Source organism: Limnoglobus roseus (assembly GCF_008254045.1).
GTDB lineage: Bacteria > Planctomycetota > Planctomycetia > Gemmatales > Gemmataceae > Limnoglobus > Limnoglobus roseus.
The window spans coordinates 6,822,875-6,845,364 of sequence record NZ_CP042425.1 but is presented as its reverse complement, the minus strand read 5'-3'; the positions used below and the strand labels follow the sequence as shown (position 1 = coordinate 6,845,364).

The 22,490-nt window shown below is 64.4% G+C and carries 14 protein-coding genes; 5 read left to right on the top strand and 9 right to left on the bottom strand.

The annotated features are described in order from the left end of the window. The 5 genes from PX52LOC_RS29180 to PX52LOC_RS29160 all read right to left on the bottom strand — a co-directional run bounded on the left by PX52LOC_RS29180 (window position 1) and on the right by PX52LOC_RS29160 (window position 8,196). A complete protein-coding gene (locus tag PX52LOC_RS29180) occupies window positions 1–876 on the bottom strand; it encodes a WD40/YVTN/BNR-like repeat-containing protein (protein WP_149113389.1) in 876 nt (291 codons plus the stop codon). Between the two features lie 28 nt (window positions 877–904). Beyond that, the gene (locus PX52LOC_RS29175; protein ID WP_149113388.1) at window positions 905–2,356 is read right to left on the bottom strand and encodes a DUF1552 domain-containing protein; all 1,452 of its coding nucleotides are present in this window, start codon (window positions 2,354–2,356) and stop codon (window positions 905–907) included. Between the two features lie 85 nt (window positions 2,357–2,441). Further along, entirely contained in the window at window positions 2,442–4,256 is a 1,815-nt protein-coding gene (locus tag PX52LOC_RS29170; protein ID WP_168219277.1) for a DUF1592 domain-containing protein, read from the bottom strand. Window positions 4,257–4,438: 182 nt separating this feature from the next. Next, a complete protein-coding gene (locus tag PX52LOC_RS29165; protein WP_149113386.1) occupies window positions 4,439–4,855 on the bottom strand; it encodes an RNA recognition motif domain-containing protein in 417 nt (138 codons plus the stop codon). Between the two features lie 149 nt (window positions 4,856–5,004). Further along, complete coding sequence (locus PX52LOC_RS29160) at window positions 5,005–8,196, bottom strand: serine/threonine-protein kinase (RefSeq protein WP_149113385.1); 3,192 nt, start codon at window positions 8,194–8,196, stop codon at window positions 5,005–5,007. A gap of 567 nt (window positions 8,197–8,763) precedes the next feature. On the opposite strand from PX52LOC_RS29160, the gene PX52LOC_RS29155 reads away from it, so the two are divergent. The 3 genes from PX52LOC_RS29155 to PX52LOC_RS29145 all read left to right on the top strand — a co-directional run bounded on the left by PX52LOC_RS29155 (window position 8,764) and on the right by PX52LOC_RS29145 (window position 13,099). Further along, entirely contained in the window at window positions 8,764–11,355 is a 2,592-nt protein-coding gene (locus tag PX52LOC_RS29155; protein WP_246173805.1) for a PSD1 and planctomycete cytochrome C domain-containing protein, read from the top strand. A 7-nt stretch (window positions 11,356–11,362) separates the two neighbouring features. Beyond that, entirely contained in the window at window positions 11,363–12,745 is a 1,383-nt protein-coding gene (locus PX52LOC_RS29150) for a DUF1501 domain-containing protein (RefSeq protein WP_149113383.1), read from the top strand. A gap of 99 nt (window positions 12,746–12,844) precedes the next feature. Next, complete coding sequence (locus tag PX52LOC_RS29145; protein WP_149113382.1) at window positions 12,845–13,099, top strand: hypothetical protein; 255 nt, start codon at window positions 12,845–12,847, stop codon at window positions 13,097–13,099. A gap of 59 nt (window positions 13,100–13,158) precedes the next feature. Here PX52LOC_RS29145 and PX52LOC_RS29140 read toward each other — a convergent pair whose 3' ends face one another. After that, window positions 13,159–15,267 carry a glycoside hydrolase family 32 protein gene (locus tag PX52LOC_RS29140; RefSeq protein ID WP_149113381.1) on the bottom strand — a complete coding sequence of 703 codons (2,109 nt, stop codon included), beginning with the start codon at window positions 15,265–15,267 and terminating at the stop codon, window positions 13,159–13,161. Between the two features lie 109 nt (window positions 15,268–15,376). Between PX52LOC_RS29140 and trhO the strand changes: the two genes are divergently transcribed. Beyond that, window positions 15,377–17,206 (top strand): oxygen-dependent tRNA uridine(34) hydroxylase TrhO, encoded by a 1,830-nt coding sequence (trhO, locus tag PX52LOC_RS29135; protein ID WP_149113380.1) that lies wholly within the window; start codon window positions 15,377–15,379, stop codon window positions 17,204–17,206. A gap of 66 nt (window positions 17,207–17,272) precedes the next feature. Further along, the gene (locus PX52LOC_RS29130) at window positions 17,273–19,846 is read left to right on the top strand and encodes a c-type cytochrome (protein WP_149113379.1); all 2,574 of its coding nucleotides are present in this window, start codon (window positions 17,273–17,275) and stop codon (window positions 19,844–19,846) included. 22 nt (window positions 19,847–19,868) lie between these two features. On the opposite strand, the gene PX52LOC_RS29125 is transcribed toward PX52LOC_RS29130, so the two are convergent. The 3 genes from PX52LOC_RS29125 to PX52LOC_RS29115 all read right to left on the bottom strand — a co-directional run bounded on the left by PX52LOC_RS29125 (window position 19,869) and on the right by PX52LOC_RS29115 (window position 22,478). After that, window positions 19,869–20,585 carry a metal ABC transporter ATP-binding protein gene (locus PX52LOC_RS29125; RefSeq protein WP_149113378.1) on the bottom strand — a complete coding sequence of 239 codons (717 nt, stop codon included), beginning with the start codon at window positions 20,583–20,585 and terminating at the stop codon, window positions 19,869–19,871. Then, complete coding sequence (locus tag PX52LOC_RS29120; protein WP_149113377.1) at window positions 20,582–21,532, bottom strand: metal ABC transporter solute-binding protein, Zn/Mn family; 951 nt, start codon at window positions 21,530–21,532, stop codon at window positions 20,582–20,584. Before PX52LOC_RS29120 ends, PX52LOC_RS29125 begins: the two co-directional genes overlap by 4 nt. Before the next feature lie 115 nt (window positions 21,533–21,647). Continuing rightward, window positions 21,648–22,478, bottom strand: a complete 831-nt coding sequence (locus PX52LOC_RS29115) for a DUF1349 domain-containing protein (RefSeq protein ID WP_149113376.1) — start codon at window positions 22,476–22,478, stop codon at window positions 21,648–21,650. Window positions 22,479–22,490: the final 12 nt, after the last annotated feature.

The window sequence follows — 22,490 nt, the reverse complement described above, 5'->3', positions numbered from 1 at the left end:
TCAACCGACCGTGCCGGCGGCCACCGCCAGAACGTGCCGGTCGGCCTTGTGTGTTTCCTTCCAACTCACACCGTCGGACGAGGCGAGTAACCGCCCCTTCCACGCCGCCCCGATGAAGACGCTTCCTGCGTGTGTTACGACCTGCGGTGCGTTCTCGTTCACCGCTCGTTCCCATTTCTCGCCATCGGCCGAGGTGTACGTCGCGCCGGTTCCCACGGCAATGAACTTCCCGTTGGCGAAGACGATACTGTTCAGGTGTTCGCCCTCTTCGCCGGTCTGTCGGGCGGTCCACTTCAGCCCGTCGTGGCTCGCCATCCGCAGGCCGTGCAAGCCGACGCCGACGAACAACTCGTTTCCGAAGGTCACGTCCACGAGCGTGTCGATGGCCTTCGTTTCGGGGGCGTCCTGCCACGCCTTGCCGTCGGTCGAAGTCGCCCGCCGGCCGCGGTCGCCGACGGCCACGAACCGCCCGCCGCCCCACGCCGCCCGACGGAGGATGTGCTTGCCGGGCACGTCGTGCGGGCCGTCCCACGTCAGGCCGTCCTTCGAGAACATGACGAACGGCTTCGAACTCCCGACGGAACCCGGATCGCCGCCGAGGGCGACGAACTGCCCGTCCCCGTGGGTCAGACCGCGGAAGTACTTGACGTACTTCGCCTCATGCTTGCCGGTCTTCCAGGTCTTGCCGTCGGCCGTGGCCGCGAGGATGTTGTCGCCGCCGTAACTGCCGACGGCCACGCACAGGCCGTTGCCGAAGGCGGCCGCCCGGTACGATTCGCCCTCCTTGCCGGTCTGCGCGTCGGTCCACGTTCGCCCGTCGGTCGAGCGCATCCGCAACCCGTCGAGGCCGACGGCGATAAAGAGGGACGTTGCCATGCCGAGTTCCGAGGGCTTGAAATCGCGGTTACACGAGGCCGGGCAGTTTGCCGCCGTACTGCCGGTGGCGGCTCGTCAGGTTCTCACCGAACTTGGCGTGCTTCGCGCCAATGCGGTCGAGGACTTCCGAATAAAGATTCGAAACCGGCGTCTTCGCGGCGAACGCGAGGTGGCGGCCCGTTTGGAGCGTGCCGGCCGCCTTGCCGACCAGCACGGCCGGATAGTCTTGCGTGCCGTGACCGCCGTCGGCCATGTAGGACGTGTAGAGGAGCATCGAATTGTCGAGTAGCGAACTGCCGCCCTCGTCGATGCCCTTCATGGTCCGGACCATCTCGGCGAACAGTCGCGTGTACCAGGCGTGAATCTGCCGCAGGGCTTCGCGCGAGATCGGGTCGGCGTCTTCGACGCGGCCTGCGTTGCCCTGGTGTTCGAGCGTGTGGCAGTGCGTCTCGTAGCCGACGGTGACGACGCCGGGGAAGCTCGCCTCGTCGCTGCCGCAGGCGAAGGTGGCCACGCGCGTTGTGTCGGTCTGGAACGCGAGCACCATCAGATCGCACATCAGCCGGGTGTAACTCTCGTGGTACTCCGGGTCGCGGTGGACGGGGTTGGTAATCTGCCAGATCGGCACGTTCTCCTTCGGCAAGCCCGACGGCTGAACGAGTTTCGACGGCCCGGGGTTCTTGGCGTCGGCCGCTTCCTGCCGCTGACGGTGTTCGATGAACTCAATCCGCCGCTCGATGGAGCGCACGCCTTCCAGATATTGCTCCAACCGCTGGCGGTCGCCCGCACCCAGGTCTCGCCGCAGATCGTTGGCCTCCTCGCGGACCAAATCGAGGACACTGCGGTCGAGGTTCGGTTTGCCGGTGCCGACCCGCGAGGTCGAGCGCGAAGGCTTGGCCCGATTCTGCCAGTTCGGCACAACCGGGGTGCGGCCGCGGAACATCCGCTCGAAGACGAGGCGAGGGTTACCCTCGTAGGGCAGGGGGGCGTCGGCTGCGCGGAAGGAGTACTTCGTCTCCTGATTGCTCAGCCCCATTTCGAGCGACGGCAGAAACGTCTGGTCGCCGACGGCGCGGGCTGCGACCTGATCGACCGACGGGGCCGAAATCATCTTGCCGTCGACCTTCTTGACGACCTCCGAGCCGGTCAGGTGCATGAGGGCGCAGTGTTCGTGCGCGTTCAGACCTTCGCTTCGCCCGTGGTGGGACAGGCCGGACAGCACCAGCATGTCGTTCTTGGCGAACTCCAGCGGCCGGAGGATGGAGGGCAACTTGCCGAGCGGCCCCACGTCCTTCGGCTTCCACGATTCGAGTACGGTCCCGCCCGTCACCGTGAAGATGCCGAACCGCAGCGGCGGCTTGCCCGCGCCCGCCGGTGTGGCGGCCGGCAGGAGTTGCTCCAGGAACGGCAGTGCCACGACGGCCCCGGTTCCGCGTAGGAACGCCCGACGAGTCTGCGGGTGGCGGTGGACGGTGGGCATTCTCGGCTCCGAGGTGAAGTCGGCGGCGTGCGGTACCAGAAGTTTAACAGATCGGCGGGCGAAAAGCATCCGCCTCTAAGGTGGGTTATTCTCCGTCGCCCGGCTTCGTGTTCCGCCGGTGCTGAAACGGGTACGATTTCGCGATGTCGCCGACCAGCACGGAGAACTTGAAGCCGGTCTTCTCCAGGTCGGCCGTGATTGCCTTCACGGTTGCGTCATCCGTCGCGTGCAACTCGCGGCCGAGCGCGAAGGTGAGCATCTTCTCGGTCACGTTCTCCACGAACCGGCCCTTCCGTTTCAGCAAGACAGCCTTCAGTTCCTTCGGCCCGTTGAAAGCGTCGCCGCCGGGCAACTTGCCGGTGGCGTCAATGTCCTTGCCCGAATTCCGCCAGCGGCCGATGGCGTCGAAGTTTTCGAGGCCGAACCCCAGCGGGTCGATCTTCGCGTGGCAGCCGCCACAACTCGCTTGCGAGGCGTGCAGGGCGAGTTGCTCGCGGAAGTTCTTCGCCGCCTTGCCGGCCTTCGCTTCGTCAATCTGGCTCACGCCCGGCGGGGGCGGCGGGGGCGGTGTGCCGAGGATCACGTCGAGGACGTACTTCCCGCGGAGCGTGGGACTCGTCCGGTTGGTGTGCGACGTCAGGGCCAGCACGGCCCCCATGCCGAGGAGGCCGCCGCGGTTCGGGTCGGTCAGTGGAACCTTCCGAAACTCGGGGCCGGTCACGTTCGGGATGCCGTAGTGCTTCGCGAGGTCGGCGTTGAGGTAGGCGTAGTCGGCGGCGAGTAGGTCCGTGATCGGCGCGTCCTCGGTGCGGAGTTTGTCGAAGAACGTGGCCGCCTCGTCGTGCATCGCCTGCCGCAATTTCGGCGTGAACGTCGGGTAGAACTCCGTGGTCGGCCGCGCGTCCGGCAGTTTCTTGAACAGCAGCCATTGTTCCGCGAACGTCTCGGTCAGCGCCTTCGCCTTCGGGTCTGCGAGCATTCGCTTCACCTGGGCGTCGTAAACGTCCGCCTGCCGAAGTTTGCCCTGGTCCGCGAGGCTCGCGAGTTCGTCGTCGGGCATGCTCGACCAGAGGAAGTACGAGAGCCGCACGGCGAGTTCGTGGTCGTTCACCGGGTACGGCGAGTCGGCGTTCGGTCGGTCGCGCTCGACGCGCAATAGGAAGTGCGGCGAGACGAGGACTGCCTTGACGACGAGCTTGAGCCCATCCTCGGCTTTCGCCGCGTTCGGGGCCGCTTGGTCGTGCAGCGCCAACAGGCGGCTGACTTCCTTCACGTCTATGGGCCGACGGTACGCTCGGCGGAGGAGGCGTTCGACGCTCCCCTTCACGTCACCCGGTTTGAAGACTTTCGCCAGTAGCGGCGGCAACTCGCCCGGCTTGAGCTTTGGCCCTTTCGCCGGCGGTGCGTCAAGACGCTCGATGATCAGGTCCGCGGCCGTGAAGTATTTCTCCATCAGCGTGTCGGAGAAGTTCAGCGCGGCCGCGAGGTTGTTGAACGACTCGCCCACCGTGTCGTCGGGCAGGCCCACGGCCCCGGCCACGTCGAAGTTCACGGCAAACAGGTCGCGCACCGTGCGGTTGTACTCGCCGGCCGTCAGGCGGCGGACGACCGCTCGCCCTGGATCGGGATGCTTGCGGTCCCTCTCGTCGGCCGCGTCGAGGGTTTGGCCGACCCACTTGGCCACGGCCGCACGGTCGTCTTCGGCGGGCTGCTTCTCGCGTTCCGGCGGCATCTCCTTGGTGATCAACTGTTCGGCGACGGACCGCCAGACTTTCCGTTGCTTGAGGACGCTCTTTTCGTCCGCGAACGGAACCAGATTCAAGCCGCCCTTTTGGACCTTCTCCCCGTGGCACTTGACGCAGTAGCCGGACAAGAACGTGCGAACCGTCTCGAAGTTCACCGGATCCGCTGCCCGCGAGAAGGAACAGAATTCCAGAGCCGAGATTGTGAGAGAAGCGAGACAGAGTGTTCGGAGTGACATTCGCAGGGCCATTGCTCGCATCTCAGTTCGGCGGGGACGTGTCTGAAAATGAAGAGGCCTCGGCGAAGGACCGCCGAGGCTTTGGTTGCTTCTGTTAGGACTTAGTAGCCGCCGCCGCCACCGCCGTAGCCGCCGCGACCACCGCCGCCGCCGCCACCGCCGTAGCCACCACGACCGCCGCCGCCACCGCCGTAGCCACCACGACCGCCGCCGCCACCGCCGTAGCCGCCGCGACCACCACCGCCGCCGCCACCGCCACCGCCGCCACCGCGATCTTCACGGGGACGGGCTTCGTTGACCGTCAGGGTCCGTCCATCGAGTTGAGTGCCGTTCAACGCCTGAATTGCTTGATCCGCACCTTCGCTCATTTCCACGAAGGCGAACCCGCGAGGGCGCCCGGTTTCGCGGTCCATGATCAACTGGACCTTCGTCACCGTACCGTACTGCGCGAACACTTCCCGAAGCTGATCTTCGGTCGTCGAGAACGACATGTTGCCGACATAGAGATTCTTAGCCATCGAATTGTCTCTGCAAAAAACTTGGTGAAGCGGGGGCCCGCGGCCAACGTCTTCGGTAGCGAGCGAACGCTCGCCAAACCAATTTCAAATATATCTGGAATTCCCAGATTTCGCACCAGGAATTTTATTCGAAGATTCGGATTCCCGTTTCATCGCTCGCGAGGGGCCGGCGGAGCCTCACGCACGGCGCGATCCGACCGCGCTGCGATCGATTCGAATTTCGCCCAGAGTCGTTGCCACGACTGTTGTTCCGTCGGCGGTAACTGACCCAGGAATTGCGCGTTGCGCACGCAGGAAAAGTCGCCATCGGACCGTAGGAAGTACGCCCCCTTGCGCGTGGACAATCGTGATTCCACCGTCTCGGCCTGGCTGTGCGCTTCGCCCAAACTTTCGGCCGCGGCCCACAGGAACTCGAGGGCACGCTTGCGATCGACCGCCGTCGGCGGGCTGGATTTCGAGAGGGTCGTGCGGGCGGCGGAAATCAACACTTTCGACGGCAGTTGCACGCCCACCCGGCTGGTGATCCCCGTGAGGATGCGGTACGCGCGGGCGGCTTCCGCCCGCGCACCACTGTACCGATAGAACTCGGCCAGGCGGTAGATCGACATGATGTTGTCGGTCGACTGGTTCTGAAGGATTTTCTCACGCTCGGTCGGCGGCAGTTGCGACAGCGATAACAAGTTTTGCGTCCATTCGTTGAGTGCCTCGGCCTTCTTGCGCGCCACCGACGTTGGGGGCACAAGTCCCAATTGCTTTTGGGCCTGTTCGTGGGCCTGCTGAAATTGATGGTTCTCGAGCGCAATGTCCACCGCGAGCGGAAACACTTCTTCCGCGACAAAGATGGGCAAGTCCCAGAGTTTCTTGGATTGCTCGGCCGCCTCGGTGAACAGACGACGGTCGCGCAGCGCCACCACCAACCGGTACTGTTGGTACGACGACTCGGGCGGTGCCTGGGCCGCCGCGGTGCGGAACAATGTGAGCGCGGCATCGAGTTGGCCGCTCGCGTCGAGTGCGTCGCCTTCGTAGGTGATGGCACTCGTGTCGTCGGGAGAGATCTCCCGTGCCTTCTGATACGCTCTCGCCGCCCCCGCGTAGTCGGCGAGGTCGAACCGTATGCCACCGAGGCCGAGATATGCGTCGCTCGCCGGCCGGCCAGTCGGGTTTTTTGAAAGCGTTTTCACTGCATGCATTCGGAACTCAGGAACCTTTTGGTTAGCGGCTGGGCCGGAGGGGCTCTTTTCGAGTGCGGTCTGGTACGACGCCTCGGCCTCGGACAACTGTCCCGCTTGGTAATGGGCGGCCGCGAGCGCGTTGAGCGCACGCAACGAGTCGGGGACCAACTCGACCGCGGCCTTCCCTTCTCGAACGGCTTCCTCGTGCTGTCCGCGAGTGCTCAATGCCAGTATCAGCATCAAGCGGGCACGCAGATTTTTAGGCCGGAGGGCCACCGCCGCCCGGAAGTAGCCGACCGCGCCTTCACTACTCGTGCCCGACCGGGGTTGCACGGAAGCCGCGCCGAGGGAAATCGCGAGGGGGAAACTGTCACGGTGGGCCGCGTAAGCCGGCCGGAGGAGGCGTTCCGCATCGTCGGCGGGCAAAACCGTCCGACTGCCCACGATGGCCGCGAAAGCTGGGGGAAGTGTTTCGCCATTTACACCCGCGACGAGGGTGCGGACGGTCTTCAAGTCTTTTCGCGCCAGGGCCGCCCGAACTTGCGTGCGGAACGGGTCGGGGTCAGCCAGTGCGAGTAGTTCCGGCAAGCCCGTTTGGTCCGGCCCGATTTCGAGCCACTCGTCCAAGCCGGCGACGAGACGGTCGCGAATCCGTGACGAGCGAATCCGGTCGGCCAACGATTCCGGAGGGCCGCCGAGAATGAAGCCGGCCCGTTCGAAGGCGATCTGATAAAGTTTTCGCTCTTCGTCGTACCCCGTACGGTTGTGCTGAAGCGACCAGCGCAAGTCGGCGGCGGCGTCCAACTCCCGCACCGTGCGGATGTCGAGCCGCAGGTCGGCGAATTGCAACGGAAAAGTGTTCTCGCTCAGCTCGGCCAACCGAGGCTCGATCTGGCTCAGAACCAAGTCGGCGTCGTCGACCTTGCCGGCACGGATGGCCGCGTCGGCTTGCGATAACGCCGATTCGATCGCCCCGCGGGTCGCCCCTTCACGCACGATCTGCTCGGCCTCCCGGATAGTGGCTTGTCGATTCGCCCACCACGCGCCGCCCGCCGAGAGGCCGAGGAACGCGAGCACGGACAGGGCCAAAGCGTACGCGATTCGTCGCCGCTTGCGGAGTTCGGCCGCTTTCACAGCCGCCTGCGCCTTTTCAACTTCGACCGCCCGGAGTTTCTCCTCCACGCCCGCGCGGTAACCCGCAATGGCGTGGGCGACTTCCTCCCCGTCGGCGAGACGGTCCTCCGGCTTGGCCGTCAAGCAGAGCTTCGCCAGCGAGATCAACTCGGGGTCGGCGTCGCACCGATCCAATCGGGTGAAGGCGTCCGAAAGGTTGCCGGCGGCGGCCAACTTGACCGTGTTGAACGCCCCCGTGCCGACGAACGGGGGTTGCCCCGTGAGGATCACGCACAGGATCGCCCCGAGGCCGAACACGTCGCTGCGCTCGGTCACGGCGTCGGTTTCGCCACGGGCTTGCTCGGGGGGGATGAAGGCGGGAGTGCCGATCACCGTACCGTCTTGCGTCTGTGTCTCTGTGGCGGCGATCTCCCGTGCCGTTGTCAATTCCGTGCGGTCGTCCGCCTCGCCTTTTCGGTCCTTGGCGATGCCCCAATCCATGACCTGCACTTCGCCGAACTCGCCGACCATGACGTTTGCCGGCTTCAAGTCGCGGTGGATGATCCCGCGGCGGTGGGCGAACGCGACCGCCTGGCAAATTTTCTCGAACGTGCCCAGGAGCGAACCGAGGTCCTGATCCGACCGCTCGGCCAGAATGTCGGTCAGCGTGCGGCCGTGGATCAACTTCATGGCCAGGAACGGGCGGCCGTCCGGCAGGGTGCCGAGGTCGTGGATCGGCGGCACGCCGGGGTGTTCGAGACGGGCCGTGATCTTCGCTTCGCTGAGGAACCGCTGAACGACCTGCCGGTCGTGTTGGAGGTGGGTGTGGACCGACTTGATCGCGACTTCGCGGCCGAAGCGCCGGTCGTAAGCCCGGTGGACCACGCCCATGCCGCCACGGGCGATTTCCTCTCGGAGTTCGTAATCGCCTTCCGAACGCTCCCAGAACGCGGCTTTCGGCAACTCGGTCGCGTGGCGGATTTGATCGGACGTTTGCGCGACCGTACTATCGGAGTCCGGTGGGGACTGAATTTGAGTGCGATTAATTTCTTCCATCGTGCACGGCCTATCGGGAGAGATCGTCACCGATCAACATACACAAGGATCGGCCGTCCCGGCTGACGTGAGCCAGAGAAACAGGATCCTATTCGCAACGCCCGTTCTTTAAGCAGTCGTTGCCAAGAGTTTCAGTGGCATCCACAATTCGTCGTGACATTCCGAATCGCGATCGTCGGGCAATCGAAACGCAGAACGGCTGGGAAATCAACGATTTCGAAGGCTCTGACGGGAAATCTTTGGTGGCTATCACGGTTCGGCACGACGGGTGCTTCTGTATCATCCATCGAACCAACACCGAATGACGAAGTCGCTCCTTTGGGAGAGGGGGAGCGACGGAAGTGACTCGGTACAGTTCGAATGAATATCACCGTGGTTTCGGCGAAATGAGAGGCGCTGAAACCACGGTGAATTTTCATTTGTACCCACCATTTTTTCCGCCAGGGCTTGTTCACGACGGATCGTCGTGAGATGATAAGCCTACCTGCCAGCACCCACCCGACCGCGCTTTTGTGATCCTAACCTTTTGAAATCTCGATGACCCACGCCGGAGATCGTTGCGTGCCGATGTTATCGCGTCCCGTCACGGGCCTACTCCTCCTTTTTGCCTGCTGCCTTCCGCTCCGTGCGGCCGCCCCGGACGCGGCCACTCAGTTCGAGAAGAAGATTCGCCCGCTGCTAGCGGAGAAGTGCTGGGGTTGTCACAACGAGACGAAGCAGAAGGGCGAGCTACGGCTCGACTCGCTCGGGGCCATGCTCGCGGGCGGCGAAAGTGGCCCGGCGGTTGTGCCGGGGAAACCGGAACAGAGTCTTCTCATCGCAGCCTTGAAGCACACCGAACAACTGAAGATGCCGCCGAAGAACAAACTGCCGGACGCGGACATCGCAGCCCTTACCGAGTGGGTGAAGGCCGGGGCGGTTTGGCCCGATGCCAAGCCCGTCAAGCCGACCGAAATGAAACCGGCGGCCGTTCGCACCTTCACGGCCGAGGAGAAGACGTTCTGGGCGTTCCAACCCGTCCGCGAACCTCGCCCCCCGCGAGTGAGTTCCGCGAACCCTATCGACGGCTACCTTCGCGAAAAGCGCGAGGACGCCCACCTTCCGGCTGCCCCGGAGGCCGACCGGCGGACCCTCATTCGCCGCCTCACGTTTGACCTGACCGGCCTACCGCCGACGATGGCCGAAGTCGAGCGGTTCGTGAACGACCACTCGCCGAATGCTTGGGACCAATTGATCGACCGCCTTCTGGCGTCGCCTGCCTACGGCGAGAAGTGGGGCCGCCGCTGGCTGGACGTGGCCCGCTACGCGGACAGCAACGGCATGGACGAGAACCTCGCCCATGCGAACGCCTGGCGGTATCGCGACTACGTCATCCGCGCGTTCAACGCCGACAAGCCTTACGACCAGTTCGTGAAGGAACAGATCGCCGGCGACATGTTGTCGGGCGGCACCGATGCCGAACGGGCCGACGGCCTGACCGCGACGGGCTTTCTGATCATCGGGCCGAAGATGCTGGCCGAAGACGACCCGATGAAGATGCGGATGGACATCATCGACGAGCAACTCGACACGCTCGGGCAAGCGTTCCTCGGCCTGACCCTCGGCTGTGCCCGCTGCCACGATCACAAGTTCGACCCGATCACGGCGCAGGATTACTACAGCCTCGCGGGCATCTTCTACTCGACGAAGACGATGCAGAACTACGGCGTCGTCGCCCGCTGGCATGAGCGGCCACTGGGTTCGCCGGAAGCCGCCGCGAAATTGGCCGACTTCGAACGACGATTGAAGAAGGCGACCGATGCGGTCAGGAAGCCGGAGCGGGAACTCCGCGACAAGGTGAAGGCCCGCCTTGAAACCGAGCGGAAGCAGGCCGCGACTTACTCGGCGGCCGCACTGGAACTGGCGCGCGATCCGAAGCAGAAACTCGAACAAGTGGCGGAGGCCAAGAAATTTCTTCCTTCGGTGTTGAAGAAGTGGCAGGCACTGGCCGCGAAGTGGAAGGACCAACCCCCACCGCCCGACGAACTGTCGCGAATCGCCGCCGATCCGAAGGGGCCGTTTCAGGTTGCGTCCACCCTCGACGGGGAAGTCGACGCGACGCTCGCCGGGGAGTTGAAGAAGGCCCGCGAAGATCTGACCGCGGTCGAGAAGGGCAAGCCGGCTGTCGATGAGGTCATGGCCGTTGAGGACGACAAGAGCCAGAACCTCAAGGTCCACCTCCGCGGCAATCACCTCACGCTCGGCCAAGAAGCGCCGCGGCGGTTCCCGACGATCCTTGCGGGCGAAGCGCAATCGCCGCTGTCGAAGGGTAGCGGGCGGTTGGAGTTTGCCGAGTGGGTCGCGAGTGCGAACAACCCGCTGACCGCCCGCGTGATGGCCAACCGCGTTTGGCTCGGCCACTTCGGCACGGGGTTGGTTCGCTCGCCGGACAACTTCGGCAAACTTGGCGAACGGCCGACCCACCCGGAGTTGCTGGACTTCCTCGCGACCGAGTTCGTGAAGTCGGGCTGGAGCGTCAAGCACCTGCACCGGCTGATCGTGAAGTCGGAATCGTTCCGGATGAGTACCCGCTACGACCCGGTCGCATTCCAGGCGGACCCCGACAATCGCCTCTACTGGCACTTTAACCGCCGCCGCCTCAACGCCGAGGAGCAACGCGACGGCATGTTGGCCGTGGCCGAGATGTTGGACCGCAAGCTCGGCGGCAGCCTGATGACGGTACCGAACCGGCAGTACGTGCGGAGTACGTCGAGTAAGTCACAAGAAGACTACAACCAGCCGCGGCGATCGGTCTACCTGCCTATTGTCCGCAGCGCCGTCTACGACGTGTTGCAGGCCAACGACTTCCCCGACCCTTCGACACCCGCCGGTCTTCGGCCAACGACCACGGTCCCGTCGCAAGCCCTGTTCCTTCTGAACAGCAAGTTGGCCGATCAGACCTCCGAAGCGTTCGCGAAGTCGCTGCTGTCGCTCAAGACCACCGACATCGGGCGAATCGAGGAAGCGTACCGCCGGAGCTTGTCGCGGTCGGCCACGCCGGCGGAAGTGAGCCGCGCGGCGAAGTATTTGAAACAATCCTCCGGCACGGGCGAGGCGAAGGCGTGGCAGGGCTTCTGCCGCGTGCTCTTGTCGTCGGCCGAGTTCGCGTTCGTGGAGTGACACCGCGATGACACCAGTCCTGTCCCGCCGTCAAGCGTTGCAATCCTCCGCCATCGGCTTCGGCTGGCTTGCGCTCGCCGACATGCTCGCCCGCGCGGAGACGGCGAACCCGCTCGCGCCGAAAGGCCCGCACTTCGAGCCGAAGGCGAAGCGCGTCATCTTCCTGTTCATGCACGGTGGCCCGAGTCAGGTCGACACCTTCGACTACAAGCCGAAGCTGACGGCCGACGACGGCAAACCGCTGCCGTTCCCGAAGCCGCGGGTCGTTTCCAGCGCCACGGGCAACCTGCTTGGGTCGCCGTGGAAGTTCCAACAGCACGGCCAGAGCGGGGCGTGGGTGTCGGAGCTGTTCCCGCACGTCGCGAAGAACGTGGACGACCTGTGCTTCGTGAAGTCGATGCACGGGTCGAACTCCCGGCACGGCGGCGCGCTGCTCGAACTGCACACCGGCAGCGACACGTTCGTCCGGCCGAGCATGGGGTCGTGGGTGAACTACGGCCTCGGCACCGAAAACCGCGACCTGCCGGGGTTCATTACGATCTGCCCGTCGCTGTCCCACGGCGGCGTGAACAACTTCTCGTCTGCGTTCTTGCCCGCGATTTACCAGGGCACGCCGCTCGGCAACTCCGGCGTCCCGTCGGACCGGGCGAACGTGCCGTTCATTGCCGGCACCACATCGCGCGAGCAGCAGCGGCGGGAGATTGACCTACTCGGCGAGATGGACCGCGAACGGCTGGCGCAACTCGGCCCGGACCCGGCACTCGAAGGGCGGATCGAGTCGTTCGAGATGGCGTTCCGCATGCAGTCGGCGGCCCCGGCGGTTCACGACCTGACGAAAGAGACGAAGGAAACGAAGGCGCTCTACGGCCTCGACGACCCGGCGACGGCGAACTTCGGCCGGCAGTGCCTCCTCGCCCGGCGGTTCGCGGAAGCCGGCGTGCGGTTCATCCAGTGTTCGCACAGTTACAAGTGGGACCAGCACGAGAACCTGAAGGCCGACCACACGAAGAACGCGAAGGAAGTCGATTTGCCAATCGCCGGGTTGCTGACCGACCTGAAGCGCCGCGGGTTGCTCAAGGACACGCTCGTCCTGTGGGGCGGGGAGTTCGGCCGCACGCCAGTGGCGCAGGGCAAGAACGGCCGCGACCACAACCCGCACGGCTTCACGATGTTCCTCGCCGGCGGTGGCATCAAGCCGGGGATCAGCTACGGCGCGACCGACGAGTACGGCTACTACTCGGTCGCGGACAAGGTCCACTTCCACGACCTGCACGCCACGATGCTGCACCTGTTGGGACTGAACCACCTGAAGCTGACCTACCGGCACGCGGGACGGGATTTCCGGTTAACCGACGTACACGGAGAGGTGGTGAAAGGAATTTTGGCCTGATGCGGTTGGCAGAGTTTTTCGTGGCACACGACTTGCGAACTCGATACACTCTGAGATGGATTCAGAACCTCTCACATCTCTGACCTCGAGGGACGAATCATGCTGACCGCACGAGAGATCGCCGACCGCGTTCGCGTGTCGCGCCAAAACGCCTGGGAGCGCACAGACTCCGCGACGGCGATCGTGGCGACGGAAAAACTCAACGGCGAGGACGACCGAGCCGTCCGCAGGGCCGTAAAGGACGCGGGTTATGAAGGCAAAGACTTCGACGCGATGGTGAAGCACGTCTCCAGTCTCGTCGTCCGACAAGTCGAAGCGCTCGCCGACGATCAACCCGCCACCGGAGGGGACTGAAATCTCGCGGTTCGCGAAAAGGAAGGCGGGATCTTGAACCCGCCTTCCTTTCTGGATCATCACTTCGACCAGATCGATTTCAACTCACCAACGTCGCCTGATTCGAGTTTGGCCGTGCCCCCCGTTACGGTGAGAGACAAGCTCTTGTCTTCCGCTTTCGGGATTACCGGAATGGGCACGTAGGCGAGGCCGTCGGCGGCGAAGATTTCGTAACTGGTCCGGTCGGCCAGCACAGTTAGGCGAAGTTTGCCGCCGCGCAACGGGGCAGCGACTTTGTGCCCGTTCGCGTCGAGTTCCTGCTTCTTGGCGTCGTAACGGATTGGGACGCCACGAACTTTGAGTTCCACCACGGCCGCGTCGGACGGCGTCAATTCGAGGTTGAGTTTTAGCAACTCGGCGTGAAGGTCTTTCAACGGGTCGTCGCCCGGTTTGAGTTCGGCCGCCCCCACGCGGGTCGTTTTGGCGGCGAGCGAGTCGAGTTCCTTCACCGGCGACCAACTCAGCCGCGGCCCGTCGGCGGTCTGCATTAACTTCAACTCCAGCGGAATGCTCATCGCCTGGTTGAACGCCATGCCGGGAGACGGGGCTTGCAGCCAGCCGACCTGAATCACCCGGCCGTCCGGGGCGTTCGCGAACGTCTGAGCGGCGTAGAAGCCCTTGCCGCGAACGCCCTTGATCTTCTTGGTTTCCGGTGTGAACGTCGCACCGTCGAACGTGCCGACTTGGTAGTCGCTGTTGGCGGCGGTGAGCACCCACTTGCGATTCTTGCCGTCGCCGTCCACGGGCAACTCGAACAGGTCGGGGCACTCGAAGTAGCCTTCAATCCGGCTGCGGTAGGTCCACGCCTTCAGGTCTGGCGAGGTGTGGAAGGCGATCCACTGCTTCTTGTCGGCCTCGTCGTAGACGGCCATCACCCACTGCTTCGACGGGGTGTGCCAGAGCAACTTCGGGTCGCGGCCGGCGTGCTTCACGACGGGGTTGCCTGCGAACTCCGTCCAAGTGCGACCCTTGTCGTTCGAATAGATCATACACTCGCCACGGCCGGTGCTGGTGTACGCGCCGACGAGCAACTCGTTCGGCCCCGTCTTCCAGCCCGAAGTGTTCGCGTGATCCACGATCGCGCTGCCGGAGAATGCCCAGTCGCCGAACTTCTTCGGGTAGACCGCGACGGAGACCTCCTCCCATCGCGCGAGGTCTTTGCTGACCCAGTGCCCCCAGTGCATGTTGCCCCACTCGGTGCCGTAGGGATTGTGTTGGAAGTACAGGTGCCACTCGCCGTCGGCGTAGACCATGCCGTTCGGGTCGTTGTTCCACCCGCGCCGCGGCGAGACGTGCAACTGCGGCCGCAACTTTTCGGCGTAGAGGTTCTCACCTTTCACCGCGTCGTCCTGCGAAATCGTGGCAAGGCCCTGCGACTTCGCGGGCAGGCTGTTCGCTTGCACGCGGAGTGTCTTCCCTTGCCACGCGGACACGTCGAGCGGTGCCCACCAGTCGGGCGGGCCGTCGGCGAGTTCGATCGTGAACTCGCGAACGATCTCATCGCCCAGGAAAACCTTGACGTGGCGGACGGTGCCGCGGTTCTTGACCGGGAAGTGAAGGTATCGCTTCTGAACCGCGATTTCGCGGACCGGCTTCTCAGGCTTCGCGTCGCTGAACACAATCTGGTCCACGTTGATGTGGCCCCACCCGCCGGTGGCGGTGTCAACGACGACCAACTTCGCTTTCTTCCCGGCGTACTCGGTTACGTCCCAGCCGTCCGCGGCTAGCTCTTCACTGCCGCCCGGTGCGGTGTTGGGGCCGGTCACGGTGCGAACGACCTTACCCTCGATTACGAGGTTCATGCAGGTCTTGCCCGCGTGCCCGCCGCCGCCGATGAGGAAGTTCAGGTGCTTCCGCTCGACGACGAACTCCGGCGAGGTCAGTGTGCCGGTGCTCTTGTCGCCGCCAGCAAAGGAGTTCACAAGCCCCTTGCCCTGGAAGCCGGTCACGGCCATCTGACCGGGCAGTGTCCCCTTCGCCGGGCCGGTGCCGAAGGCCGTGCCGGTGGCGGTCCATTGGCCGTAGTCACTCCCTTCGAAGTCGGCAAAAACAATGTCGGGCCGATCTGCGGCGGTGGCGAAGTACGGCAGCACACACAGGACGACGAGAGAGGTGACGCGGGAGAGCATGACGACTCCTTGAGAAGCGGTGAGCGATACTGTAGGAGATTCCCGCCGCCCGGACGAACGGCGATAGAATGACGACTTTCCTCCGACGCAGACTTTTGCACGGTTGACCATGCCCCGCATCACAAACATCGCGCTCTACCGCTTCGCCCCGCTCGCCGACCTGAAGCCACTTCGCGAACACCTGACCGCCGTCTGCCGTGACGGGAACTTGAAGGGCACCATCCTGCTCAGCACCGAGGGGGTCAACCTTTTCGTGGCCGGGCAACGGGGCGACATCGACCGACTGCTGACGGAGTTGGAAGCCGTGCCGGGGTTGGAGAACCTTCAGCCGAAGTTCAGCGACAGCGACGATCAGCCGTTCACGCGAATGCTCGTGAAGATCAAGAAAGAGATCATCCCCTTCGGCGTCCCCGGCATCGACCCGGCCCGCGATCCCGCGCCGAAACTGTCCCCGCGCGAACTGAAAGAGTTGCTGGACGCCGGCCGACCCGTGACGTTGCTCGACACGCGGAATCAGTTCGAGGTGGAACTCGGGACGTTCAAAAACGCGCTGCCCATTGGCATCGCCCACTTTCGCGAGTTCCCCGAAGCCGTGGGCCGATTGCCCGAGGAGATGAAGCGACAGCCGGTCGTCATGTTTTGCACCGGCGGCATCCGCTGCGAGAAGGCCGGGCCGTTCATGCGGCGGGAGGGCTTCGAACACGTCTACCAACTCGACGGCGGCATCCTCAAATACTTCGAGGAGTGCGGCGGCGACCACTACGAGGGGGAGTGCTTCGTCTTCGACAAGCGCGTTGGCCTGGAAGCGAGCCTGGAGCAATCGGGGAAGGGCCTCTGCTTCGCGTGCCAGACACCGCTGACGAGTGACGAACTCGCCGACGGGCGGTATGTCGAAGGCGTGTCCTGCCTGCACTGCTTCCGGTCGAGCGAGGAAATCCACTCGCGAGAGATGGCCGAGCATCAGACGGCGATTGTGCGGGTCACGTCGCCGTTGCCGGGAAGCGTGCCGTATGAGAACGTCCGGCCGATCTCGGTGCCGGCAGACATGGCCGGCCGGCCGCTGCTCGACTTCCTCGGCGGCATCCTGAAGCACGTCCCGCCAGAGGACTGGCGCACCGCGATCGCGGCGGGTCGCCTTCTCAACGCGAATCACGATCCCGTGACGGCCGACCGCGTTGTGAGGGAAGGGGAGCTGTACTTCCACCGGCAGCCGATGGCGAGCGAGCCGGACGTGAACGCCGACGTTCACATTCTGCACGAGGACGAGGCGATCATCGTCCTGAACAAGCCCGCACCGCTGCCGGTTCACCCGTGCGGGCGGTTCAACAAGAACAGCTTGCAGATGATTCTCCGTGAAGTGTACGCCCCGCAACGGCCGCGGCCGTCCCATCGGTTGGACGCGAACACGACGGGCGTGATGGTGTTCACGCGCACGTCGCAATTTGCCAAACTCGTTCAGCCGCAGTTCGAGCGTGGGACGGTCGAGAAGCATTACCTCGCCCGTGTGCAGGGCCACCCGTCGGAGGACGTGTTCACCTGCGACGCCCCGATTCGCGACCTTGCGGGCGAAGTCGGCTCCCGGGGCGTCGACCCGGAGAACGGCTTGCCCGCTCGTACCGACTTCTGCGTGCGACAGCGGTTCGCCGACGGCACGGCCCTGCTCGACGTTCGGCCGCACACCGGCCGGACGAACCAGATTCGCGTTCACCTCTGGCACCTCGACTTCCCGATCGTCGGCGACCCGATGTACCTGCGTGGCGACCGCCTCGGCGAAACGCAGACCCTCGCCGTCGGCGACCCGCCGCTCTGCTTGCACGCGGCCCGGTTGACCTTCACCCATCCCGTTACGAACGAGCGCGTGAGTTACGAGGCCACCGCACCAAGTTGGGCCGAGGAGAATCCGACCGCGGAACCGATGGAACGCCCGGCCTCCGCGTGATAGACTGATCCGACCCCGCCCACCCCGCCGCTTGTTCTCATCCTGTTTCGACGTGAAAGGCTCCCCGTGTACCGACTTTCTCTCATCATCTTGCTGGCCATCGCGACCCTGTCGCACGGCCAGAACAACGCGAAGAAGCAAGCGCCCAAGCGCGAGGCCACGCCGGCCGACGCGCTCGCGACCCTGCCGGGCTTCAAGGTCGAACTGCTCGCCAGTTCGGACGCCGCCGTCGAAGGGTCGTGGATCAACCTCTGCAAAGACGCGAAGGGGCGGCTCATCATCGGCGGGCAGCGCAACCAGCCGATGTTGCGGGTCACGTTGAAAGACGGCCGCGTCGAGAAGACGGAGAAACTTCAACTGCCGATCACGGAAGTCATGGGCCTGTTGGTCGCACACGACAGCCTCTACGTGATGGGGGCAGGGCCGGCCGGTGGGTATGGGCTTTACCGCTGTCGCGATACGAAGGGGGCCGATCAGTACGACGACGTGAAGTTCCTGAAAGACTTCCGCTCGGCCGGCGAGCACGGGGCGCACGGCCTCGCGCTCGGTAAGGACGGCAAGGTGTACGTCATGATCGGCAACCACACGCACGTCCCGGAGAAGGTTTCGCCCGAGTCGCCGTTCCGCAACTATCGGGAAGACCTGCTCCTGCCGCGCCAGTGGGACGGCAACGGCCACGCGGCCGGCATCCTCGCCCCAGGCGGCTACGTCGTCCGCACCGACGCCGACGGCAAGGAGTGGGAACTCGTCCTCGGCGGCTTCCGCAACGCTTACGACATCGCCTTCAACACCGACGGCGAACTGTTCACCTTCGACAGCGACATGGAATGGGACTGGGGCATGCCGTGGTACCGACCGACCCGCGTGAACCACTGCACGAGCGGTTCCGAGCACGGCTGGCGGTCCGGCACCGGCGTCTGGCCGGACAATTACCTCGATAGCGTGCCGCCGACCGTCAACATCGGCGTCGGCTCACCGACCGGGGTGAGCAATGCGATCGGGGCCAAGTTCCCGGCGAAGTATCAACGGGCCATTTACATCTGCGACTGGTCCTACGGCCGACTGATCGCCGTTCACCTCACGCCGAAGGGGTCGAGTTACACCGCGACCTTCGAGAACTTTGTCGCGCCGATGGGGCTGGACGGTAAGTCGCCGAAGAAGCCGTTGAACCTCACGGACATCGTCATCGGCGACGACGGGGCGATGTACTTCACGACCGGCGGCCGGAACAACCAGGCCGGTCTGTACCGCGTCACCTACACCGGCACGGAACCGACGGACGCCGCAGCCCAACCGAACACGGACGGTGCGGCGGAACGTCAGATTCGCCACTCGCTCGAAGCCTTCCACGGCAAGAAGAACCCGCAAGCTGTGGCAGCCGCGTGGCCGCAACTGCACCACGAAGACCGCCACCTTCGCTCGGCCGCCCGCGTGGCGATCGAGTTCCAGCCCGTCGCCGAGTGGAAGTCGCAAGCTCTGGGCGAGAAGGAACCGCTCGCTGCGATGACGGCGCTGCTCGCACTCGCCCGGTGCGGCGAGTTCAAGGACTTTACGGACTTACTCGCGGCCCTGGAGAAGTTCCCGCTCGACAAGTTGTCGCCCGAACTCAAGCTCGAAAAGCTGCGCGTGCTGCAAGTCGCGATGGCCCGCCACGGCAATCCGTCGGCCGAGCAAACGCGCAAGCTCTCCGCCGAAATTGACGCGATCTTCCCCGCTACCGCCGAGGCGTTCAACCGCGAGGCGGCGCAGGTGCTCGTTTACTTGCAATCGCCGAAGGTTCTCGCGAAGTGCCTGAGGTTGATGGCCGAGGCCAAAACGCAGGAGGACCGCTTCCACTACCTGTTCCACCTGCGGACGTTGCCCGTCGGCTTCTGGACGATCGACCAGCGGAAGGAGTACCTCGGCTACTGGACGAAGGACAAGGGGAAAATGGCCCACCCGCCGGAACTGGTCCGCTGGTTCGCGGAGGCCGGCCGGGGTTACGCGGACGGCAACAGTTACAACAACTTCCTGAAGAACTTCCTCAAGGAGTACGTCGCCAACATGTCGGCGGCGGAGCAGAAAGAACTGACGCCGGTCATCACCGCGATCGACAAGGCCGCGACCGTGACGGTGGAAGCCAAGTCGCGGCCGTTCGTGAAGAAGTGGACGATGGACGATGTGCTCCCGCAACTGGAGAAGGCGAGCGTTGGCCGCAACTTCGAGAAGGGGAAACAAGCCTTCGCCGACGCCCAGTGCGCGAAGTGCCACCGGTTCAGCGATTACGGTGGGTCGGTCGGGCCGGAACTGACGGCCGTCGCCAGTCGCTTCGACCGGCGGGCACTGTTGGAGTCGATCATTGAGCCGTCGAAGGTTCTCTCCGAGCAGTTCCAGAACCTCGAAGTGAACACGCTCGACGGCAAGGTCATCGTGGGGCGGCTCGTCGATGAAACGGCCGACAAGATCGCGATTCAGCCCGACCCGCTCGACTCGAAACGGGTCGAGATCAAGAAGGCCGACATCGAGACGAAGAAGCCGTCCAAGCTCTCGCCGATGCCCGCGAACCTCGTCGACGTGCTGTCGGCGGACGACGTTCTGGACCTGATCGCCTACCTCGAATCCGGTGGCAACAAGAAGCACCCGGCCTTCGCGAAGAAGTGACGACCGACGGCCCGGTGAGAGATCACCGGGCCGCTTCTCCGTAGGCGCGGTGGAGGTTTTCCGGCGTGAAAATCTCACCGACAGCGCCACTCGCAATCACCTGCACGTTCAGCAACGTCACCGCGTCGAAGTACGTCGGCACGGTGGTCAAGTCGTGGTGAACCACCAGGATCGTTTTCCCCTCGTCGCGAAGTTTACGCAGGATGTCGATCACGGCCCGCTCCGTGACCGCGTCCACGCCCTGGAACGGCTCGTCGAGCACAAACACATCGGCTTCCTGCACGAGCGATCGGGCGAGGAAGGCCCGCTGCTGTTGTCCGCCGGAGAGTTGGCCGATCTGCCGGTCCCGGAAGTCGGTCAGCCCGACCTGGGCCAGCGCCTGGCGGGTCATGTCGTTCTCGGCTCGCGACGGCCGACGGAACCAACCGAGGCGGCCGTAAGTTCCCATGCGGACGAGGTCGAAGACCGTGGTGGGGAAGTCCCAATCCACGGAACTCTTCTGCGGCACGTAGGCCACGCGGCGGCGCTGCTGTCGGTACGGCCTACCGTGAACCAACACGTCTCCCGAGACGACGGGAATGAGGCCGAGGATCGCCTTGAGGAGCGTCGTCTTGCCCGCGCCGTTCGGCCCGACGATGCCCATGAGGCTGCCGGGGGTGACGGTCAGGTCCACGTCCCACAGCGCGGGCTTCTGTTGGTACGCGACCGTCAGGTCGTGAACTTCGACGGCCGGCGTCATTTCGGGTCTTTCAACGCGGTCACGATGGTCGTCATGTTGTGGCGGATCATGCCGAGATAGTTTTCCCCCGGCGACCCCGGTTCTCCGAGCGCGTCGGAGTAGAGCGCCAGGTCGCCGCCGATGAGTCGGACCTTGTGCCCGTACCGTTGCTCGGTGGCGTCCATCACGGCGAGCAGGCCCTTCGTCGGGACCGAGGTTTCGCCGAAGATGGCCGCGATCTTGTTCTTGGCCAGGAACTCCGCGAGTTCGCTAACCGTCTTCGTACTTGGCTCGCTCGCCGTGGAAACCCCTTGCAGACCGTGGACCTCGAAGCCGTACCGTGCGCCGAAGTAGCCGAAGGCGTCGTGCGACGTGACGAGCTTTCGCCGCTCGGCCGGAAGGGTATGGGCGAGTTTCTCCAGCTCGCGGTCCACGGCCAGCAACTCGTCGCGGTACTGCTTCGCGGCCGTGTCGTACTCCTTCTGGTGTTCGGGGTCGGCGTCCTTCAACGCCTCCACGACTAGCGGCAAACAGTCGGCCCACAGCGTCGGGTCGAACCAGACGTGCGGATCGTGCGGCCCGTCGCCGCCGTCACTGGCCCGGAGTTGCTTGTCGGTGAGCCGCGAGGTAATGACGACACTCTTCTGCCCGGACCGTTCCTGTTCGAGAACGTCCCCCATCTTGCCTTCCAAGTGCAGACCGTGGTGGAAGACGATGCGGGCGGCGGTCAGTTTTTGAATGTCTCCCGCGGAAGCGTTGTACCGGTGCGGATCGACTCCCGGCCCCATGAGGCACTCGACCGTGACCCGATCCCCGCCCACTCGCTGAACCGCGTCTGCGATGAGACTCGTCGTGCAGACGACGTGCAACTTGCCGTCGGGGGGGATCGTCCGCGGCGTACACCCCGCCAGTGACGCCAAAAGCGTAGGGATCAGCAGAAGAAAGGTTCGAGTGATGATAGGGGTCATGGGTGATCCGGGCGATCGCGTAGTCTGAACTAACATTGTCTATTAGTTTAGACGAAGTATCGCCGGAGTCAATTCGAACCCACTTGATCCGACGGCCTCCGGGCGAAATGAGCCGTCACTTTTGTTCGAGTTTGAAGTCTTCGAAGACCACGTTGAAGGGGAGGTTCGACGTGCTGACCGCGCCGATTCCCACGTAAACCTTCTTCGGAAGGGTGGCGGCCAGGCGTGGGACGACGTTCCAGGCGGTGCCGTCGAGGCTGTAGGACGCCACGAGGTAGATGCCCTCTCGCTGGAGGCGGAACCGCGTCGAGGGGCCCTTGTAAAAGTCGGTCGGGGAACCGGTGCCGGGGTTGGTCGGCAGCATCCGACCGTTGACATAGATTTCGTAGAGCGGGGTGTAGCCGGTGTAACTCTTGGCCGAAGCGTTCCACCACGCATTCCGTTCCAACCGCAGGTAGTTTTGCTCGTCGAGCCACAGCGAGAGGCCGGCCCCGTTGAACGAGGCGACGCCGTTCTTGGCCGACTGCGGACCGGGCGTGAAGTCGCCGGTCACGGTCACTTCGAGGGTGAAGTTGCCAGTCACTTCCTGGAGGATTCGCGGGGCCCGCATCCCGCCGAGTTGGTGATTGATGTCGTGCAATCCGGGCGGCACGGTCATGGACAACCGGCCGTTTTCCATCGACACTTCCGTGTCGTTGGCGGGATCGTAGAGTTGGCCCCAACCCTGGTAAACCGTGCCGTTTTTCTGGTCGGCCCGCACTTCTGGCTGGCGTTGGGGGATGGGCTGTTGAGGGGCGGCACCAACGACCGGAGTCGCGTTCGCCGGCGCAACTCCAGCGGCGGCGGGAACAGCGGGGGCGGGTGCCTTCTTCGAACACCCGCCCAGCAGCAAGAGCGAACCCACCGCACAAAGAACGCCGACACCCGAGCAGATGCGTGGGGACACGGTTAATTCCTC

Bases quoted from the DNA above. Each gene is read 5' to 3' on its own strand.
- PX52LOC_RS29180 (WP_149113389.1), bottom strand. From the start codon at position 876: ATGGCAACGTCCCTCTTTATCGCCGTCGGCCTCGACGGGTTGCGGATG.
- PX52LOC_RS29175 (WP_149113388.1), bottom strand. From the start codon at position 2,356: ATGCCCACCGTCCACCGCCACCCGCAGACTCGTCGGGCGTTCCTACGC.
- PX52LOC_RS29165 (WP_149113386.1), bottom strand. From the start codon at position 4,855: ATGGCTAAGAATCTCTATGTCGGCAACATGTCGTTCTCGACGACCGAA.
- PX52LOC_RS29160 (WP_149113385.1), bottom strand. From the start codon at position 8,196: ATGGAAGAAATTAATCGCACTCAAATTCAGTCCCCACCGGACTCCGAT.
- PX52LOC_RS29155 (WP_246173805.1), top strand. From the start codon at position 8,764: ATGTTATCGCGTCCCGTCACGGGCCTACTCCTCCTTTTTGCCTGCTGC.
- PX52LOC_RS29150 (WP_149113383.1), top strand. From the start codon at position 11,363: ATGACACCAGTCCTGTCCCGCCGTCAAGCGTTGCAATCCTCCGCCATC.
- PX52LOC_RS29145 (WP_149113382.1), top strand. From the start codon at position 12,845: ATGCTGACCGCACGAGAGATCGCCGACCGCGTTCGCGTGTCGCGCCAA.
- PX52LOC_RS29140 (WP_149113381.1), bottom strand. From the start codon at position 15,267: ATGCTCTCCCGCGTCACCTCTCTCGTCGTCCTGTGTGTGCTGCCGTAC.
- trhO (WP_149113380.1), top strand. From the start codon at position 15,377: ATGCCCCGCATCACAAACATCGCGCTCTACCGCTTCGCCCCGCTCGCC.
- PX52LOC_RS29125 (WP_149113378.1), bottom strand. From the start codon at position 20,585: ATGACGCCGGCCGTCGAAGTTCACGACCTGACGGTCGCGTACCAACAG.
- PX52LOC_RS29120 (WP_149113377.1), bottom strand. From the start codon at position 21,532: ATGACCCCTATCATCACTCGAACCTTTCTTCTGCTGATCCCTACGCTT.